This window comes from Falsiroseomonas algicola, assembly GCF_011040385.1.
Taxonomy (GTDB): domain Bacteria; phylum Pseudomonadota; class Alphaproteobacteria; order Acetobacterales; family Acetobacteraceae; genus Falsiroseomonas; species Falsiroseomonas algicola.
Genome location: NZ_JAAIKB010000026.1, coordinates 1 through 17,226 on the forward strand (window position 1 = coordinate 1; position 17,226 = coordinate 17,226).

The following is a 17,226-nucleotide window of genomic DNA, read 5'->3' on the forward strand; positions in this document are numbered from 1 at the left end:
CAAGCGGCTTGGCCGCCATCGCTGGGTCGTCGAACGCACCCTCGCGTGGATGGCCCGCTTCCGCCGCCTCGTCGTCCAATACGAACGCCGCGAAGACATCCACCTCGCCTTCGTGACCCTAGCCGCCGCCCTCGTCTGCCTCAACCAAATCAACAGGTTCTGTTAGGCGCTCTGAGTTTGTGGCGGCTGGCCGTCGCAGTTTACCGTCTTTGCGCTCGATCTGGCGGCCGTCAGGCAGGCGCTGCCAGCAGCTTCAGTAGGCGGATCGGGTGGTAGGCCGCCACCCGCAGCGTGAAGCTCCATCCGACACGCTCCAGGCCGCGCCGGAGAGTGCGGCGCATGCTGCCGATCTCCTTGCCCCAGCCGAACACCTCCTCGATCCGCTTGCGGATGCGCTGGCTGGCCGCGTAGCCGGGGTGGCGGGTGTTTTGCCCGGCAACCGCCGAGCGGCGGCCGTTCGTGTGCTGCGCCACATGCGGCGTTACCCCAAGGTCGCGCAGAGCCTCCACGAAATTCCTGGTGTCGTAGTTCTTGTCCGCGCCCAGCGTGCTGCGCGGCGCGCGATCCAGCCCCGCCATCATGGTCTTGCCCGCATCCCGATCGGCGGTGCCGGTCGCCCGTGTTGTGGTGGCCGCCACCACCAGGCCGTGCCGGTTCTCCATCACCACATGCCCGGCATAGCAGAGCTTCGAGGCCTGCCCGTTCGACTTCCGCGCCAGCCGCGCATCGGGATCGATCTTCGAGGCGTGGGTCTCGTTGCTGCGCTTCTCGCTGCGGAAGTCACGCCCGCGGTTCCGGCCTGGCCCGGGCGGCGCGCCCGAGCCGTCCTTCAGCCGGGAGCTCTTCATCGACGCCCAGGCCTCGATCAGCGTGCCATCCACGGAGAAAAGCTCCAACGACAGCGGCGGCTTCACCTGCGGGTCCGCCAGCACGGCCGCGAAGAACTTGCTCGCCACCTCGCCCCGCAGCAGCCGGTCCCGGTTCTTGGTGAACACCGTCACGTCCCAGTCCGGGACGTCCATCGACAGCCCGATGAACCAGCCGAACAGCATGTCCCGCCCATCGAGAGCGGTTGGCCCTACCTGTGGCTCGACGCCACCTATGTGAAGGTCCGCGAGGCCGGGCGCATCGTGCCTGTCGCCGTCACCATCTTGGTCGGCGTCAACGGCGATGGCCGGCGCGAGGGGCTCGGCATGGCGATCGGCGCCTCCGAGGCCGATGCACCTCCGCCCATGCCCAGTGGCGCCGCGCCGCCGACCAGTTCCACCCGAATGTGCCCAAATTGGCCGAATTGATGGACGCCGCCGAGCATGATGTCCTGGCCTACATGGACTTCCCGCGACAGCATCGCGCCAAGATCCGGAGCACGGATGAGATGGACAAGACTCCTCCAGCGATTGTTGCTTATCCTTCTCGTGCCAACCTGATCGAGCGCCACAACGGCGAAATCAAGCACCGCACCGATGTCGTCGGCATATTCCCGAACGAAGCCGCCGTCGTCCGCCTCGTCGGCGCCATCCTCCTCGAGCAGTTCGACGAATGGCCCACACAGCGCGCCCGCTATATGACCCTGGAAACAATCGGATCCGTGAGCGACAATCCCGTCGTTAGTCTGCCCCCCCTCAGCCGGATGACGCGGCTGCTGAACCTGCCAAGGATCGCAAGGTCTTCACGACGTGTTGGGACACGACCGGTTCACGCAACCGGGGCGACTGGAGTTCTCGATGGTAAACCGAGCAAGAGAGAGACAAACCCCGTCCTGGTGGCAGCACGGTGGACGATCCCATCCTAATTCGCGCACGACGGACACTGACGCACGCCGCGCAGTGAAACGCTTGTTCGGAGGCGCCGCGGTGGATCGGCTGCGACGCTTCGCGGTCAGTCTCTACGCTGCGCCGCCCGACCTGCCGGTGGCGCGCTTCTGCGCGATGCTAGCGGCGCGCGGGATCGGCGGCATCGGCCTCACCGCGCGCGCGGTGGAGAACCTGGACCCTGAGGCACTGGCGCGCCTGCTGCGCGATCACGACCTTCGCGCCACCTCCCTGAACAGCGCCGGCTACGTGCTGCACATCGATCCGGCCGCCGTCGCCGCACAGGCCGCACTCGACGTGAAACTGCTCGACGCCGCCGCCGCGCTGGATGCGCCCGTCAACGTCATCCTCGGCGGTACGCTGCACGCCGCGGCTCCCGGCGGCGAAGCGCCGCCGCTACGTGAGGCCTGGCGTCGCGCGGCGGAGGGTTTGGCCCGCCTCGCCGAACACGCCCGCGCCACCGGCGTCCGCCTGGCGCTGGAACCGATGCACCCGCTCGCCGTCGGCACGAAGGGCTGTATCAACCAGATCTCCCACGTGCGCGCCCTTGCAGCACGGCATCCGGGCGTGGGCCTGACCCTCGACCTCTACCATTCCTGGTGGGACGCCGACCTGCCAGCCGCGGTCGCGGAGACGGACGTCCTCGTCGCGCAAGTCTGCGGCCTGGGCGTTCCCGCAGATGGCACGCCGCCGGTGCGCGCGGAACTGTCCGCCGGCCCATCCGACCTTGCCTTGTTCCTCCGCGACCTCGACGCGGCCGAGTACGCTGGCGCGGTGGAGTATGAGGTGTTCTGGGAACCAATGGGCCGGCCGGACGCCGACGGCTTGCTCGACCGCGCTACACGCGATTGGCTCGCGCTGACGAGCCCGGCCGCCGCACCGTGAAGGAGCCAGCAGGATGACGCAGAACGACGGCACAACGGGTTCCAACTGGCGTCGTGTTGGCATGCTCATCCCCTCGTCCAACACCTCGATCGAGCGCGAGTACCCGGCCTGGATGCCGCGCGACCTGTCATTCCATTTCGCGCGCCTCACCCTGACGCGGCTGGATGCAGACGGCATGGGGCAGCAAGCGGCCGATATGCGGCGCGCGGTCGCCAGCCTGCGCGACGCGCGCGTGCACGCGGTGCTGCTGTGCCAGACCGCGACAAGCTACTGGATGGGCCGCGACTGGGATGCCGCGATCCAGCGCGAAATGGCAGAGTGGGCAGACGCGCCGTCCCTTACCGCCGCCGCCACCGTGCTGGATGCGTTGGCTGCCCTCGGCGCGAGCCGCATCTGCTTCGCCGCGCCCTTCCCCGCGGAGATCGGCGAGGCCAGCCTGCGCTATCTGACCGCGTGCGGCATCACCGTCCTTCGCAGCGCCTTCGGCGAGTTGCGGGACAACTTCGCCATCGCGGAGATGGAGCGTGCGGCGGTGATCGACCTCGCCTTGCGAGCCGATCACCCAGATGCGCAGGCGCTGCTCATGCCCGGCGGCAACATGCCGTGCCTCGCCCTGGCCGAGGAGATCGAGGCGCGGATCCGCAAGCCGATGGTCTCGACCAACCAAGCGGGTATGTGGGCGCTGCTGCGGCTGTTCGGGATGGGCAACCGCATTCAGGGCGCGGGGCGGCTGCTGCGCGACCGGCCCGGCTGAGCCGCGCTGAGGAGACGCGTTCCGCGTCTCAGCGAGGTAACCCGTTCCGCGTCCGAGACCATCCGTGCTATTCACTCTTGCATACCGGAGAAAACACCGATGTCGCCCTCGCGCCGCGCCGCCCTCGCCTTGCCGCTCGCCGCACTCGCTGCCCCTGCGCGCGCGCAATCCTGGCCGACGCGGCCGATCCGCCTGATCATCGGCTTCCCGGCCGGCGGCAGCACGGATCTGGTAGGCCGCGCAGTGGCCGAAGCCCTGCGCCCGCACCTGCCGCAACCGCTCGTCGTGGAGAACCGCGCCGGCGCCAACGGCGCCATCGCGACGGAGGCCGTGGCGCGGGCTGCGGCCGATGGGCACACGCTGCTGATCGCCTCCTCCACCCACAACATCAACCGCCACCAAGTGACGCTGACCTATGACCCGTTGCGGGACTTCGCGGCGGTTGCGATCCTCTCGCGGCAGGTGATGGCGTTGGCGACCGGCGCCGCCTCGCCCTTCACCGACCTTGCCAGCTTCCTCGCTGCGGCGCGCGCGGCGCCGCAACCGATCACCATTGGCGCGACCGAGGCGCTGACCTCCTTCGCTGGCCAGGACCTCGCCCGTCGCGCCGGCGTTCGGCTGGAGGAGGCGATGTATCGCGGCGGTGCGCCGATGATGACGGACCTGATGGCAGGCCACCTGCCGGTCGGTTTCACCTCCACGGCGACGGCGCTGCCGCTGCTGCCGGGCGGCCGTCTGCGTCTGCTGGCGGTGACCGGCGCGGCGCGCTCGCCAGCGCTGCCGGATGTGCCGACGGTCGCCGAATCTGGCTTCGCCGGCTACGAGGTTGCCGGCTGGGGCGCGCTACTCGGCCCCGCCGGGCTGCCCGCGGCGGTGATGGCGCGGCTGCATGCGGCGCTGGGTGCGGCCTTCACCGACCCCGCGCTGCGTGCGCGCCTGGATGCGCTGGGGCTGGAAGCGGATTTGCGTGGGCCGGAGGACGCGCGCGCTTTTCTGGCAGCGGATGCCGCGCGCTGGGACGCCGCGGCGGCGGAGGGCCTCGTGGGTCGGACGGGGTAACTGGCCGCGCCACCTACTCCGTGCGGCTACCACACGTTGTGGCAGCGCCCGTACATGCGTGGATGCGTGCGTCGTGCCCCAGGTGGTGGCCCCCATCCGCGTCAAGCCAATCAAAAAAGTGGCACCCCTTGCGGCACCCGGAGAGTAGCCTCTCTCGATGTTGATCCGTTGGGGCGTACCTCGGCTTCGAATCTCGAGCTCTCCGCCAGGAGCTACGCCCCAGAGAGAGTTGTGTTCTTGGTTCCCACCGCTGCTCCAGTCGGACTTCCGGCAAACCCTCTCCACCGCTGTGCAGACCGCGCGGAAGCGCCTGTCTGGCCAGGGTTCTTGCACGAGGGTTGATGGGTCGAGGCCGGAACGAACGGCCCGAACAGCTCTCTCGACCCCGGAGACTCTCCGGACCTTGAGGGTAGCCCGATTTACCCCACAAGCCTTACAACGTTGATCTGCCTTGGATTTGCTGCGCCGACCCACGCCGGGAGTTCGCGGTTTCCACCGCTACCCGGTCGCTACTTCGCATTTCCCGCACGCTGGACATCAGCGGCGCCGTCCCGAAAGGACACCAGCAGCATGGCCAAGCTCCCTCCCCTCCCCGCCGCCGGCCGTGCTCCCCAGGGCGGCAACAACGCTGCCGCGGGCAAGACCAACCCGAAGGACGCCCGTGCGGGGTCGAAGAACAGCGGTGACCTCAAGCAGGGGGGCGTGAACAAGGCCATGCAGGCCAGCCGCAAGCATGGAGATCGGTAAGCAGGCGGATTGGTAAGCAAGGGCTTCGCCTAGGCCGCCCGTCGGCAATGGCGGCCATGCCGTGGCGCCATCCGTCGTCGGCAGGCTATTGCCGGCGCTCTCCGCACCATCGTCTTCCGGCAACCGGGGCACGATCGCATCGCCGGAGCCGCCCTCTCCACGGCCGGGACTTCGCCCAACCGCGTGCCGGAACATTGATAGTGACCTGCCGTTAGGCCTGGATGACAGAGCAGGCCTGGTTGCCGGATCCCTACATCCTCGCCCTGACAGGCTTCGGTATCCTCGTCGCGCTGGTCGCGTGGCTCCCCATGGTGCTGACGCGCCTCCCGCTTTCCCTGCCCATTGTCTGCATTGCGCTCGGCGCCGCGGTGTTCTCCCTGCCGCAGGTCACGATCAGTCCCCTGCCGCTCGACCATCCCGAGATCGCCGAACGCTTCACCGAATTCGTCGTGATTATCGCGCTGATGGGCGCAGGCCTGAAGCTCGACCGGATTTTCGACTGGCGCCGGTGGTCGGTGACCTGGCGCCTGCTGGGCGTGACGATGCCGCTCGGCATCGCGGCCATCACCCTCCTGCTCGGCTGGGGCCAGGGCCTGCCCTGGGCGATCGCCCTGCTGCTTGCCGCCAGCCTGGCGCCGACTGACCCGGTTCTCGCGGCCGACGTTCAGGTCGGCCCGCCCAAGACCGGCGAGGAGGACGAGGTGCGCTTCGGCCTCACCTCGGAGGCCGGGCTGAATGACGGGCTCGCCTTCCCCTTCGTCCACCTGGCCATCGCCCTGGCCGCGGTGACCGCCACGGGGGAGAATTGGCTCGTCGATTGGTTCACCTACCGCGTGCTGTGGGAGGTTGGCGCTGGCATTGCGGCCGGCTGGCTGATCGGGCGCGCCTTCGGCTGGCTCACCTTCCACGTTCCCGCCGCCACCAAGCTGGCGAAGACCGGCGACGGGCTGATCGCGCTGTCGGCAACGCTGGTGTCCTACGGGCTGACGGAGATCATGCACTGCTACGGCTTCCTGGCCGTCTTCGTCACGGCGCTGACCTTCCGCGCCTCCCACCGCGACCACGATTTCCATCTCGAGATGCACGAGATCACGGAGCAGATCGAACGCATCGCGATGATGCTGCTGCTCCTGCTCTTCGGCGGCGCGCTCGTCCGCGGGCTGCTTGCACCGGTCACCTGGACCGATGTCGGCGTCGCCGCCGCGATCCTGCTGGTGATCCGCCCCGTGACCGGCCTTGTCGGTCTGCTCGCTTTCGGGGCCAGCCGGAGCGAGACGCTGACGCTCGCCTTCTTCGGCATCCGTGGCGTCGGCTCATTCTACTACCTCGCCTACGGTCTCAACCGCATGGAGGTGGGGGCCTCGGAGCGGCTATGGGGCCTGGTCGGACTGGTCGTCCTGATGTCGATCCTCCTGCACGGGCTGACAGTCACGCCGATCATGCGGGCGCTCGATCGCCAGCAGGGCCGCGATCCGGATGCGGAGGACGGGACGCCGCCGCCCGGGCTTCAGGGACCCGGGGCTCGGTAACGGCCGCTGCCCGGCGCCGCTGCCTTCCGGTTAATCGGGCATCCCAACGGCGCACAGGATCGAAGCGTCGTACTCCTCCAGCGGATGGGCCGGATCGATCCAGTTGGACCTCCCACAAACTCTCTCCACCCTTCGTCAGACCGCGCAAAGGCGCCTGTCTGCATAGGATTTTTGTATGAGGGTTGATGGGTCGGGGCCGGAACGAACGGCCCGAACGGCTCTTCGGACGCCGGAGACTCTCCGGATCTTGAGGGTAGCCCGATTTAACCCTCAAGCTTTATAACATTGATATTGCTGATTTTCCTTTGCGACAAGCTTAGACTGCTTCAACAAGTCGACCGCCTGGCAAAGGGAACTGGAGCACGAAGTTCGTTGCTCACCTACAAGCTTGGTGCCCGGGAGAAGGCCAATCTACCGGCCCGCCTTCCCGCTTGGAGGCGCTCGTGACATCGCCTGGGCGGTAGACACCCGGAACGAGACCTTGGTCAGTAGTGCATTCGCCGGTAGGTTGATCGCGCTGTGCGGTTAGCGAATCGGAGCGAATGTTCATCAGTGCCGACACGCTTGATGACGCTCTTCGTCAGGCATTCACCCGCCTTTTGAGCAGCAAGTCGCGCACGAGCTCGGGAAAGGGTTTGGCGCGCGAAATCGTCGGTGCGATTTTGAAGATCCGAAACCCTCGTGCTCGCTTCAGCAGAACAGAGAATCGAGCAGTCTTGTTTAGCTGCCTCGGCGAAACTCTATGGTATCTCTCCGGATCCAATTCTCTCGATCACATCACATACTACATAAAAAAATATCGGGAGCTCTCGGGGGCAAAGAAAGGCGCAAGACTCGCGAGCGGCGGTTACGGACCTCGCATTTTCGGCACCGCCAATAAAAGCCAGATGAATGCGGCCATACAGTTGATTCGACGGAAATTGGCTGATCCGGATGGAAAATCCGATACTCGACAAGCAGTGATTCAAATTTACGATAAACTTGACCTGTTCAAAAATTCTTCAGATGTGCCCTGCACCTGTACCCTCCAGTTCCTTCCAAGGAGCGGAAGGTTGCATATGGTTGTTCACATGCGATCAAACGATGCCTACATCGGTCTGCCGCACGACGTATTCGCATTTACGTTCATGCAGGAAATCGTGGCGCGTGACGTGGGTTTAGAGCTCGGAACTTATACACACTCCGTGGGTAGCCTTCATCTCTATGATCAAGATGAACGCAGGGCGCGCGATTTCCTGGCGGAGGGTTGGCAGTCCCGGACCGAAATGCCCGCGATGCCGATCGGTGATCCATGGCCCGCTATTGACTGGTTACGAGTAAACGAAGAGGCGATCAGAAAGGGGCGCCTGTCCCCGCTTGAGGCAGATGGTGTTGATCCGTACTGGGTTGACCTGGCGCGACTTCTCCGCATTTTCGCTTTGATTAATGCAAAGAACCGTCGCGGGATCGTGGAGGAGCAGAAAGCAATGCATAGCGGCGCCTACGCTTCATTCATTCGTCGCAAGGCCCAGGCCCTAACAGCAGCTTCGGACGAGCCTCAGAAAGGCCTTCCAGGGATCATAGATGGAGGCAGCAACAAGCTGGTGGCAGTGCCGTGAAGCCTGGGGAGCGTCAACGCGGTCTGCGTCTTTCAGCAGAATTGCAGAGGATTGACGCGCAAGTGCAGCAACTGCCGGGCATCCACCCGCCGGGGCACCTCGACTGCCTTGTTGAACAGCTCGTCGAGAGCCTGCGGCGCATCGAATTTGTCCACTGGGTTCGGGACAACCTTCACGACCCGCGCCGGATGGATCCACATTCTGACTTATTTGACCCGTTGAGGGCCGCAGCTTTGCGGCTTCGGCGCGGTGAGACCGACGAGGCGTATTGGCTGACGTTCATCGCCACGCACTTTGGAAAGCATGCGCGAGATGGCTGGCGCCTGGCCCGCGACGTCTACGGCAAACTAGGCGGACCCGGATTGTGGGACTGGAAAACGATTAGCGCGAACCCCGCTGCATTCCGGGTTTGGTTAACTGCTCACGAGAGACGCCTGTCAGGTGGTGACGGCGTCTCACGCCGGTTCAGCAATCACCGAAAGTATGAGAGCCTGAAGGCGTCGTCGGCAGCCGGAACCGCGGCTGTGTTCGATTCCTACGTTCAGTGGGTTCGGCCACCACGCACCCACCAGGACCTGATCAGGGACGCCCACAAGCTGGTCGGACAGAATCCGAAGGAAGTCTTCAATCACCTGTATGTTCAAATGAATGCAGTCAGCCGCTTCGGCAGGCTGGGGAAGTTCGATTACCTCACGATGTTGGGTAAGCTTGGGATCGCGCCCATCGACCCAGGATCAGCCTATCTAGGTGAGGCCACTGGGCCACTGCGTGGTGCTCGGCTACTATTCACCGGTAATGCACACTCCGCACTCAGCGGGAAAATTCTCGACCAGAGCTTGCTGACCCTAGACGATCACCTGCAAGTGGGTATGCAAACGCTTGAAGATGCCATTTGTAATTGGCAAAAAAGCCCAGGGAAATTTATTTCGTTTAAGGGGTAGCGCTATCGGAGAGGATTGCATCCCAAGAGTATCGCCTCTTTAGATAATTCAATCGATCCTTCCCTAAGCGATTGTGATGCTGTAACTGGCCCACGATCATACCTGGCGCGACCTCTGCTCTCCGCGCGAAATCGAAGATGTCCTTCGGCAACGGGCGGAGCGCACGGAACTCTGTCAGGAGTGCATCGGGGATTAGCAGCCGCGCGGCGAACTCATTCGCTTCAGCCTCCTCCGGTGAGGTGACGTCGCTCCCGTCCTCCAGGAAAAGAGCGTCCTTTCCGTGCAGAAGCAGGTGACCTGCCTCATGAAAAAAGGTGAACCAAAACTGGTCGTCGGTCCGATAGCGAAAGCTCAGAACCATCAACGCCTTGTCAGGCGTCAAGAAGCGGGTTGCCCCACTCGCCGGGCAGCCGTTTGGAGTTCGGGCGACAACAACGGCAACGCCGCAATCAGCGCAGATTTTCCGCAGCTTCGGAAGGAAAACCGAGGGATCCTTGACCCACGTCATGCGCCTGATTTCGTCCAGCTTGGCGCGGAACTTCTCAGGTGCCCATGGGCGACATTCGGCGCGGCCGCTTACAATCTCTGCCCAACGGAGCCAAGTGCTGACCGCACCCGGGCGGGACTCGAACGCGGATGACATGCGAAAAGCCGCGACTGCAGCCGCACCGCCATACTGCCGATGCCAAGCATCGACGTTCGGCACCGCGAAGAACCGGAGGCATTCCGCCAGCTTGTCAGCAAACGTCTCTGTGGCGCGGATCCATCCGAACGCAGCCATATCGCGTGTCGGTAGCCCCTGTATCCATGCCTTGTCTGCAGCCGCAGTCGCGCGAGAGCCCAGCCTGGCTACGTCGGCGCGGTACTGGGCCTCACGGTTGATCCAGAACGTTGCGGATGGACCAAGTGCGCGCTCGAGGCGCTCCGCCAGCGGCCGATCTATTTGAACAAGCCCCCGTGCCAGTTCGTCGGCCGTAGCGACCGGCGTGCCGATACGCTCCGCAAAATCGACGAGAGATAGCGATCGATGGGCCAGCAACTCCGCGATCGTATCGCCAGGTGGCGAGACCCAGTTCGGCTCAAATGTCCCAGATTCAGGCATGGGGTACCTCGATCGACATAACCTGAACGTGGCTGACCCTTCGCCAGTCAGTCGTACCGTCACTCAACGTGGGGTTCTTCGCATGGTTGGCGCGAACGACCAGACGGTGGCCGGACGCGATCTCAATCGTCTTGGACCGACCATTGGTCCCTGGAACGTCCCGAGGGTCGCCAAGGACGAGATCGGAGAGGGAGGTCGATGCACGCAGATCGGCCAAGCGCCGCATCAGCGCCTTGGTTATCTCCGGACCGAATCTCTCCTCCATAAGCTCCTCGTTCTCGCACAGACTCCGCAGCGTCTTGGTCCGGAATGCGACCTCCATGCCACTTATCATGGCAGGGGGCCATCCGAGCCAGACGGCGTGTCGGCTTGCGAGCCTAGGCGCACCGTTCGTGACCTCTCAATGGCAGGAATTGTAACATCGCCGACCGCGCGAGCCCCGCCCGCTGCGCTGCCGGTCAGGCAGCCCTTCGCAGACGGAAGCAAGCGATACAGGGGCGAATCCGGCAGAGAACCTGCGGGCCACGAGGATCGTCATCGTCAGATCTTGAACACCCTCATCGCCTCATCGCCGTAGTGGTTCATCACCTTCACCGCGATCCGTCCCGACTTCGGCTTAGCAAAATGGCGACTTTCCGTGCGGTAGAGGCTCGCCCAGGCGTCCTCGTCCACTTCGGCCTTCAGTGCGGTCTTCAGCTTCTCGAAGGGGTCCTTGCCGCCGAGGAAATAGGCGTGGCGGACGAAGAAGCTGTCGCCGTCATAGTCCGTGTCCACGAACCAGCAGGCCACATCGTCCTCGACACGGCCGGAGGACCGGACCTCGCCCGTGGTGGGGTCGAAGATGTCCACGCCCTTCAGGCGCACGACGCATGCGCCATCGGCCTGGTCGAGCGCGATATCCGGCTCGCCGAACACCACGAACAGGTTGCCGCCGCCGGCCTTGTAGGCTTCGGCGGCGCGCAGCTCCTGGCTCATGCGCGCTTTCAGCACCACCAGGCGCCCGAGGTTCATGGTGCTGTCGCCCACCTGCGGGTCGAAGGCGAAGCCGCACACGACCATGGCATCCGCCCAGTCGCGGCATTCGCGCGCGGCCTCGCGCACCAGGTCCGGGCCGACGGTGCCGTATTCGGGGCCGATGACGATGGCGGCGCGCTTCTTCACGCCGGCTTCCTCGTATTCGCCCTCGGCCGAGACGCGGCTGCCGCCAGGCCAGGGGCGCAGCGTGGCGAAGGTCAGGCGCTCATCCTTCTTCGTGTTCTGCACGCCAGCTTTCTGGAGGTTAGCCTGGGCCTTCACCTTGTGCTTCGGCGGGGGGACGGGGACGATGAATTCGCTGCGCCGCCGGCCGGAGGCCGGTGTGCCAGTGGGGATGCCGTTCTCGTCGAGCTCCCAATGGCGGGACGGTTCCGCGAAGGGGCTATTGAGAATCCGGGTGTCGATCACGGGGCCTGTCACGCCCCGAAGATGCCACGGACTGTGCCTTCGCATAATGGCCATGTGGCCGCGGCCGTTACTTTCCCGTCCGGTCATTGCCGAACAATTCGCCCTGGCTGCGCCAGCATAGGGGGAATGGTTCCAACAGGGCGGCCAGGGCGACCGAGGGCATATGCCGACCGTCCAGAGCGTTGGTTACGAGGTCGGGTGCCAGGAGGGTCAGTCGCAGCAGGCTGCCCAGGTAGCCCCGCTCGATTCGCTCGGTCTCTGCCATCTCGCTGATCGACGCGTATCGGCCCTCGTCCAACAGGCGCTGATACCGAAACCCCCTGGCCAATGCCTTCACCAGCGCCGGGTCGGCCCGCGTAGCGACCGGCGCCACGCCGTTAGTCATCGGTGTAACCACGGTCTTCCTGCCGGGGCGGTGCCGCATCGCGGCGGCACTCGGACCGTGATGCTGGTCGCCGAACTCATGCTGCCTACCTCAGCGCATCCGGCGAGATGGCGGTGAGGTCGCGGATGAGCCCGCCGATGCCGGCCACGGCGCAAGTTGACCGGCCACTGTATCTAGGAACACGTCGACCGTTGCAGCGTTGGCACCGCCGGGTGGCAGCCAGAGCGAGGAGGCCTACAGCGATTGGCGAGACTACTTTGGTCGGCGGGCAGCCTGCTGATTACGTTGGGGATCGCAGCCCTTGTGTTCGGCTGGGATGCGCTGCTGTGGCTGCCAACAGCCGCCATGGAGATGGCCGTGGAACAGCCCGAGACCTACGGGCTGATCGCCGGCGGCATCGTACTCATGGTGCTGGCCCGTGTGCTTGGACGGCACGGCTGAGCGTCAGAACGCAGGGCGTGGTCAGTTCACGGCCGGCATGTAGTGCCTGTCCCCGATCGGCCAGCCGCCGATCTCCTCATCGACCTGCGCCGGCCCCACCCGCAGCGAGCTCCACCGATACACCCGATCCTTCGGCACATGCGGGCCGACGATGTAGACCTCGACTTCCTCGTCCGCGCAGATGCGGTGGATGAGCCCACGCTCGTCCATCGTGAAGGTGATGCGCTTCATTGATGTGCTCCTTGTCGGGGTGATGGTCCTCGACCGAACAACGCTTCCTGCTCGGTCCACGATGTTGGAAACGGCTCCAGCAATCGCGGCAGGCTCAGGCTCTGCTCCTGCCCGTCCAGCAGCGCCTCCACGATCGCCGGCGCCAGGAGCGTCAGCCGCAGCAGCGAGCCCAGGTACCCCCGCTCGATCTCCTCCGCCGCCGCCATCTCGCTGATGGACCCGTAGCGCCCCTCGTCCAGCAGTCGCTGGTACCGAAACGCCCTGGCCAAGGCCTTCACCAGCGCCGGATCGGCCCTGGTGGCGGTGAGCGGCAGGGCTCCCGGCAGCACCGGCGTCACCACCGTCTTGCGCCCAGGCCGATGCCGGATGGTCAGCGGCACCCGGACCGTCATGTACGGCGCGCCGCTCATGCCATCCTCCTCCGCATCACTGGTCGAATTCTCTGCGGCAACTGACGCGTTGTCAGAACTTCGTGCCCTCGCGTTGGTACACCGAGCCGCAGCGCCACATCCGCGCCGTGCGCCCGCTGTTCATCATCTCCCTCCTGATCGTCATAGGGATCATCGCCTATCGGAATCTGCCCCCCGAGTGGGATCCTGCCGTGCCACTTGATCTTCGGGCCGAGCCGGGCCTGATGACGCGCGTCAAGGTCTCGCGGCTCGCCCGCGAACCGGAGGCATGCTTTGCCGCCTTTGCCGCTTCGGGCATGTTGCTTACCCGGGTTCCAGACCGACCTTCCGATGTATCGTGTGGGATTGAGAACGCCGTGCTGCTTCCGAGTAGCGTCCGGGTCACGCCGCGTGGTCCCACAGTCACCTGTCGCGTCGCCGCGGCCTGGGCATTGTTCGAGCGCCATTCCCTTCAGCCTGCCGCAAGGCAGCACCTCGGAACAGAAGTCGTCGGTGTCCGCCATCTCGGCACGTACAGCTGTCGAAATGTGAACAGCGCCGCAGCTGGTCGGCGCAGCCAACACGCGACCGCCAACGCGATCGACATCGCCGCACTTCTCCTCGGCGATGGTCGCGAAGTTCGACTGGTTCGCGATTGGCATGGCGACGACGCTGAGGCAGCGTTCCTCCGAGCTATCCGCGACGGCGCGTGCCGATGGTTTCGGGCCGTCCTCAGCCCAGACTACAATGCAGCGCACGCCGACCACTTCCACTTTGACATGGGTCCGTCGACCGTTTGCCGGTGATGCCATGGCGACAGGGCTGAACGCTCCAACGCGTCGGTCAGCGAGCGACCCCTTCATGCCGCCGCCCTCACCCTACCGAGGTCCCTGACCAGGCCGGCCAGCCCCTCCACCCGCAGCCTGATGTCAGCGCCCGCCGGCCCAACCACCACCCGGTCCACCAGTGCTCGGACCACCCGTGCCTGCTCCACCGGGAACAGCTCGCCCCACACCGGCTCCAGCCGCTCCAGCGCCTCCCGGACGTCGCGCTCCGTGATCTCCGGCGCGTCGGCCCTGGCCGCCATCCAGGTGCCGACCACGATCTCCGGCTGCCGCAGCAGCGTCCGGACTTGGTCCACCACTGCCGTCTCGATCTGCGCCGCCGATACCCGCCGGACCAGGGCGCTGCCGGCGTCGGGCTCGGCCTTCAGCACCTGCTGCGCCACGTAGTAGCGGTAGAGCCGGCCATTCCGCCGGCAGTGCGTCGGCGACAGCGCCCGCCCATCCAGGCCGTAGATCAGACCCTTCAGCAGCGCCGGGGCATGCTGGCGGTTCTGCGCAGCGCGTGTCCGCGGGCTGGTCTGGAGGATGGCATGCGCCCGGTCCCAAAGCGCCCGGGATACGATGGCCTCGTGCTCGCCAGGATAGACGTTGCCCTTGTGCGTGGCCTCGCCGACGTAGGTCCGGTTGTGCAGAATCTTGTAGACGTCACCCTTGTTCAGCGGCCGGCCAGATTTCGCCGTCACCGCCTCCTCCCGCAGCCGGCGCACCGTCTCCACCCCGGACCCAGTCTCGACGAAGAGCTCGAACACCCGCCGGACCCTGGCCGCCTCGGCCTGGTTCACCACCAGCTTCCTGGCCACCACGTCGTAGCCGAGCGGCACCTTGCCGCCCATCCACATGCCGCGGGCGCGGGAGGCGGCGAATTTGTCGCGGATCCGCTCGCCGATCACTTCCCGCTCGAACTGCGCGAAACTCAGCAGGATGTTTAGGGTCAGCCGGCCCATGCTGGTCGTCGTGTTGAAGCTCTGCGTGACGGACACGAAGGTCACGCCATGCGCGTCCATCACCTCCACCAGCTTCGCGAAGTCCATCAGCGACCGGGACAGCCGGTCGATCTTGTAGACCACGATGACGTCGATCAGGCCCTGCTCGATGTCGCGCAGCAGCCGCAGCAAGGCCGGCCGCTCCAGTGTGCCGCCGGAGAAGCCGCCATCGTTGTAGTGGTCCCGGACCAGCACCCAACCCTCGGCACGCTGGCTCGCGATGTACGCCTCGCAGGCATCGCGCTGGGCGTCGAGGGTGTTGAATTCCTTCTCCAACCCCTCATCCGTGGATTTCCGGGCGTAGACGGCGCAGCGACGCTTGGTGACCGTCGACGGCATGGTGTCCGGCAGCTTGCGGCGGCTCATACCCCTTGCCTCCCCTTCAGACCAAAGAAGGTCCAGCCGTTCCAGCGCGTGCCGGTGATGTGCCGGGCGATGGCGGACAGCGACTGGTACGGCCGGCCCTCGTATTCGAAGTCGTCCGCCCGGACCGTGACCACGTGCTGGACGCCGGCATGCTCCCGGATGAGCCTGGTGCCCGGCAGCGGCCGGCTGTCGGCGCGGATGCGGCGGAGCACCACGTTGCCGCCATCGAGCTGCTCGCCCAGCGCCTCGAGCCGCGCCCGGGTCTCGGGCTTCAGGCCGCCATAGGCCAGCTCCTGGACACGGTAGGAAAGCCGGCTGACGAGGTACGGCCGGTTGAAGGGCGGCGGCTCCTTGCCGAACAGCGCGCGCCACTGCGCCTTCAGCTCCGCCGCCGGCGCCGTCTGGAGGGCTGCCAGGCGGCTCAGCACCTGGTCGCGGGGGATGGCGGGGATGACCGGCGTGGGTGGCGCTGCGGGCGCCTGGGTTGCCCTGGTGGGGCGCGTCATCGGGACCTCCTGGTCTTGGGGGTCACACACACGCTCTGCCGGGCGGTGGAGTGTAGCGAAGTCTCTCCCTGCCCCCCGGCATCCTGGTCGAACTCCTCGGCAGTGCGGCTTCGTAGCCGCACCAGGCCCGCGGCCAGGATCTGGCAGACCTCGCGGAGGTGGGGCGGGAGGTGGAGCAAGCCCGGCGCGCTGGATGAATCGGCTCTGCTCATCCGGCGGCCGACCGGCGCCCAGGAGTTGCAGCGAATCGGCCAACGCTGCGGTTATTGACTCCCCGCTGCGCAGGGCCCGAGGAATGAAACAGCCCATCGACCCATCCCAGCCCAAACGGAAGCCTGAGCGGGGGCAAGGGCGACAAGCCGAAGCTGAGGTCCTGTCGATCGGCACAGCCCTCCTGAAATGGTGCCACCCGCGCTTGGTCGCCGCATGGAGCGACGCGTCGCGAGCCCTTGGCGATTTTCGCCTTGAGCGCCGAATTCAAGTTGAGGCGCCCAGCTCTGCGACCTTGGCGAACGCCGCCGCACTTCAGGCGCTCTGGGAAGCGAACGAGCGCGCCCTCGTCTCGCAGTGTGCGCGGGCCCACTCGATGCTTGAAAATGATCTCCGTTGGCGGCTGTCGAACCGAACACTCTTCGCGCGGGGCTTCCTCATCCGGGCGGGCGTCGACGCCGGCAGCTTCACGCTCCCTCACGCACGAGCGGGAGACTTCACTATAGACGCGTTCAGAAGCATCGTAGTTGATGGCGCTGACCGATACCTCGCTGTCGTTGTGGCATGCCAACCGTTCACCGATCCGGCACCGCCCCAGAGCACAGCCACGCCGCTGGCACCGCCGGACGTAGCGCCAAGAAGTGAAGCACGGCCCGTCGAAGATCTCAGCGATGACGACTTGCTGACTATCCTCCAGCGATACCTGGACAGGGTTGCCGCTAGCCCCGACGCCAAACTGAGGGAACCGGGCAAATTCTCGCTGCTGCCGTTCATCGCCCGAAAGATGCGCGACCGAGCTGCAACGGGCGAACTGCTGACGAGCGTCTCCGAAGAAGCTGACTGGCTTGCAGCCTGGATCGAGCAAAAGGTCGAAGGACATCCGAAACCCCGGTCGAAGACGATCAGCAAAGTGCTGGGTCGTGAGTACGCGCAGCTGAAGGCGCGATCCAATGCCGCGATTCAGAAATTGAATCGCTGAATCGCGCCGCTGGATCGCGCGT

Annotated in this window: 19 protein-coding genes and 2 pseudogenes; 12 read left to right on the forward strand and 9 right to left on the reverse strand. The window is 65.7% G+C overall.

The genetic code is table 11. From position 1 onward, the window contains the following. A partial coding sequence (locus G3576_RS29420) for a transposase (protein WP_164698059.1) occupies positions 1-166 on the forward strand: 166 nt, incomplete at its 5' end. A gap of 64 nt (positions 167-230) precedes the next feature. On the opposite strand, the pseudogene G3576_RS29425 reads toward G3576_RS29420, so the two are convergent. Next, positions 231-1,055: pseudogene (locus tag G3576_RS29425) on the reverse strand (IS5 family transposase); the annotation flags it as partial. A 3-nt stretch (positions 1,056-1,058) separates the two neighbouring features. On the opposite strand from G3576_RS29425, the pseudogene G3576_RS29430 reads away from it, so the two are divergent. The 8 genes and pseudogenes from G3576_RS29430 to G3576_RS29465 all read left to right on the forward strand — a co-directional run. Next, positions 1,059-1,792: pseudogene (locus G3576_RS29430) on the forward strand (transposase); the annotation flags it as partial. Between the two features lie 61 nt (positions 1,793-1,853). After that, positions 1,854-2,696 carry a sugar phosphate isomerase/epimerase family protein gene (locus tag G3576_RS29435; protein ID WP_164698060.1) on the forward strand — a complete coding sequence of 281 codons (843 nt, stop codon included), beginning with the start codon at positions 1,854-1,856 and terminating at the stop codon, positions 2,694-2,696. A gap of 13 nt (positions 2,697-2,709) precedes the next feature. After that, positions 2,710-3,450 carry a maleate cis-trans isomerase family protein gene (locus G3576_RS29440; RefSeq protein WP_164698061.1) on the forward strand — a complete coding sequence of 247 codons (741 nt, stop codon included), beginning with the start codon at positions 2,710-2,712 and terminating at the stop codon, positions 3,448-3,450. A gap of 99 nt (positions 3,451-3,549) precedes the next feature. Further along, a complete protein-coding gene (locus G3576_RS29445; protein WP_164698062.1) occupies positions 3,550-4,509 on the forward strand; it encodes a tripartite tricarboxylate transporter substrate binding protein in 960 nt (319 codons plus the stop codon). A gap of 570 nt (positions 4,510-5,079) precedes the next feature. Further along, positions 5,080-5,256, forward strand: a complete 177-nt coding sequence (locus tag G3576_RS29450; RefSeq protein WP_164698063.1) for a hypothetical protein — start codon at positions 5,080-5,082, stop codon at positions 5,254-5,256. Between the two features lie 239 nt (positions 5,257-5,495). Continuing rightward, positions 5,496-6,785 carry a cation:proton antiporter gene (locus G3576_RS29455; protein WP_235952532.1) on the forward strand — a complete coding sequence of 430 codons (1,290 nt, stop codon included), beginning with the start codon at positions 5,496-5,498 and terminating at the stop codon, positions 6,783-6,785. Positions 6,786-7,327: 542 nt separating this feature from the next. Then, on the forward strand, positions 7,328-8,383 hold the full coding sequence (locus tag G3576_RS29460) for a thymidylate synthase (RefSeq protein WP_164698065.1): 1,056 nt from the start codon (positions 7,328-7,330) through the stop codon (positions 8,381-8,383). A 62-nt stretch (positions 8,384-8,445) separates the two neighbouring features. After that, entirely contained in the window at positions 8,446-9,324 is an 879-nt protein-coding gene (locus tag G3576_RS29465) for a flagellar protein FlhE (RefSeq protein WP_164698066.1), read from the forward strand. On the opposite strand, the gene G3576_RS29470 is transcribed toward G3576_RS29465, so the two are convergent. The 4 genes from G3576_RS29470 to G3576_RS29485 form a co-directional block, all read right to left on the reverse strand. Then, complete coding sequence (locus G3576_RS29470; protein WP_164698067.1) at positions 9,314-10,426, reverse strand: ImmA/IrrE family metallo-endopeptidase; 1,113 nt, start codon at positions 10,424-10,426, stop codon at positions 9,314-9,316. The two genes, G3576_RS29465 and G3576_RS29470, sit on opposite strands and share 11 nt — an antisense overlap. Next, complete coding sequence (locus tag G3576_RS29475) at positions 10,419-10,748, reverse strand: hypothetical protein (protein ID WP_164698068.1); 330 nt, start codon at positions 10,746-10,748, stop codon at positions 10,419-10,421. The genes G3576_RS29470 and G3576_RS29475 overlap by 8 nt, the downstream gene beginning before the upstream one ends. A 218-nt stretch (positions 10,749-10,966) precedes the next feature. Then, positions 10,967-11,869: a hypothetical protein gene (locus G3576_RS29480; RefSeq protein WP_164698069.1), complete on the reverse strand. Its 903-nt coding sequence runs from the start codon at positions 11,867-11,869 to the stop codon at positions 10,967-10,969. A 67-nt stretch (positions 11,870-11,936) separates the two neighbouring features. Next, complete coding sequence (locus tag G3576_RS29485; protein ID WP_235952533.1) at positions 11,937-12,254, reverse strand: hypothetical protein; 318 nt, start codon at positions 12,252-12,254, stop codon at positions 11,937-11,939. Positions 12,255-12,497: 243 nt separating this feature from the next. On the opposite strand from G3576_RS29485, the gene G3576_RS29490 reads away from it, so the two are divergent. After that, positions 12,498-12,695 (forward strand): hypothetical protein, encoded by a 198-nt coding sequence (locus G3576_RS29490; RefSeq protein ID WP_164698070.1) that lies wholly within the window; start codon positions 12,498-12,500, stop codon positions 12,693-12,695. Between the two features lie 21 nt (positions 12,696-12,716). On the opposite strand, the gene G3576_RS29495 is transcribed toward G3576_RS29490, so the two are convergent. Together G3576_RS29495 and G3576_RS29500 are read right to left on the reverse strand one after the other, a co-directional pair. Further along, a complete protein-coding gene (locus G3576_RS29495; RefSeq protein WP_164698071.1) occupies positions 12,717-12,926 on the reverse strand; it encodes a hypothetical protein in 210 nt (69 codons plus the stop codon). Then, entirely contained in the window at positions 12,923-13,336 is a 414-nt protein-coding gene (locus G3576_RS29500; RefSeq protein ID WP_164698072.1) for a hypothetical protein, read from the reverse strand. The genes G3576_RS29495 and G3576_RS29500 overlap by 4 nt, the downstream gene beginning before the upstream one ends. 62 nt (positions 13,337-13,398) lie before the next feature. On the opposite strand from G3576_RS29500, the gene G3576_RS29505 reads away from it, so the two are divergent. After that, complete coding sequence (locus tag G3576_RS29505; RefSeq protein WP_328730102.1) at positions 13,399-14,121, forward strand: extensin-like domain-containing protein; 723 nt, start codon at positions 13,399-13,401, stop codon at positions 14,119-14,121. Positions 14,122-14,174: 53 nt separating this feature from the next. On the opposite strand, the gene G3576_RS29510 is transcribed toward G3576_RS29505, so the two are convergent. Both G3576_RS29510 and G3576_RS29515 read right to left on the reverse strand, forming a co-directional pair. After that, a complete protein-coding gene (locus tag G3576_RS29510) occupies positions 14,175-15,509 on the reverse strand; it encodes a recombinase family protein (RefSeq protein WP_207623102.1) in 1,335 nt (444 codons plus the stop codon). Next, complete coding sequence (locus G3576_RS29515; RefSeq protein WP_164698073.1) at positions 15,506-16,015, reverse strand: DUF2924 domain-containing protein; 510 nt, start codon at positions 16,013-16,015, stop codon at positions 15,506-15,508. The genes G3576_RS29510 and G3576_RS29515 overlap by 4 nt, the downstream gene beginning before the upstream one ends. Before the next feature lie 295 nt (positions 16,016-16,310). Here G3576_RS29515 and G3576_RS29520 point away from each other — a divergent pair, with 295 nt between their 5' ends. Continuing rightward, positions 16,311-17,204 carry a hypothetical protein gene (locus G3576_RS29520; protein ID WP_164698074.1) on the forward strand — a complete coding sequence of 298 codons (894 nt, stop codon included), beginning with the start codon at positions 16,311-16,313 and terminating at the stop codon, positions 17,202-17,204. The last annotated feature ends 22 nt before the right edge of the window (positions 17,205-17,226 follow it).

Excerpts from the sequence above, each read along its gene's own strand:
- G3576_RS29440 (WP_164698061.1), top strand. The coding sequence starts at position 2,710 with ATGACGCAGAACGACGGCACAACGGGTTCCAACTGGCGTCGTGTTGGC.
- G3576_RS29445 (WP_164698062.1), top strand. The coding sequence starts at position 3,550 with ATGTCGCCCTCGCGCCGCGCCGCCCTCGCCTTGCCGCTCGCCGCACTC.
- G3576_RS29450 (WP_164698063.1), top strand. The coding sequence starts at position 5,080 with ATGGCCAAGCTCCCTCCCCTCCCCGCCGCCGGCCGTGCTCCCCAGGGC.
- G3576_RS29460 (WP_164698065.1), top strand. The coding sequence starts at position 7,328 with ATGTTCATCAGTGCCGACACGCTTGATGACGCTCTTCGTCAGGCATTC.
- G3576_RS29470 (WP_164698067.1), bottom strand. The coding sequence starts at position 10,426 with ATGCCTGAATCTGGGACATTTGAGCCGAACTGGGTCTCGCCACCTGGC.
- G3576_RS29475 (WP_164698068.1), bottom strand. The coding sequence starts at position 10,748 with ATGGAGGTCGCATTCCGGACCAAGACGCTGCGGAGTCTGTGCGAGAAC.
- G3576_RS29485 (WP_235952533.1), bottom strand. The coding sequence starts at position 12,254 with ATGACTAACGGCGTGGCGCCGGTCGCTACGCGGGCCGACCCGGCGCTG.
- G3576_RS29495 (WP_164698071.1), bottom strand. The coding sequence starts at position 12,926 with ATGAAGCGCATCACCTTCACGATGGACGAGCGTGGGCTCATCCACCGC.
- G3576_RS29500 (WP_164698072.1), bottom strand. The coding sequence starts at position 13,336 with ATGAGCGGCGCGCCGTACATGACGGTCCGGGTGCCGCTGACCATCCGG.
- G3576_RS29510 (WP_207623102.1), bottom strand. The coding sequence starts at position 15,509 with ATGAGCCGCCGCAAGCTGCCGGACACCATGCCGTCGACGGTCACCAAG.
- G3576_RS29515 (WP_164698073.1), bottom strand. The coding sequence starts at position 16,015 with ATGACGCGCCCCACCAGGGCAACCCAGGCGCCCGCAGCGCCACCCACG.
- G3576_RS29520 (WP_164698074.1), top strand. The coding sequence starts at position 16,311 with ATGAAACAGCCCATCGACCCATCCCAGCCCAAACGGAAGCCTGAGCGG.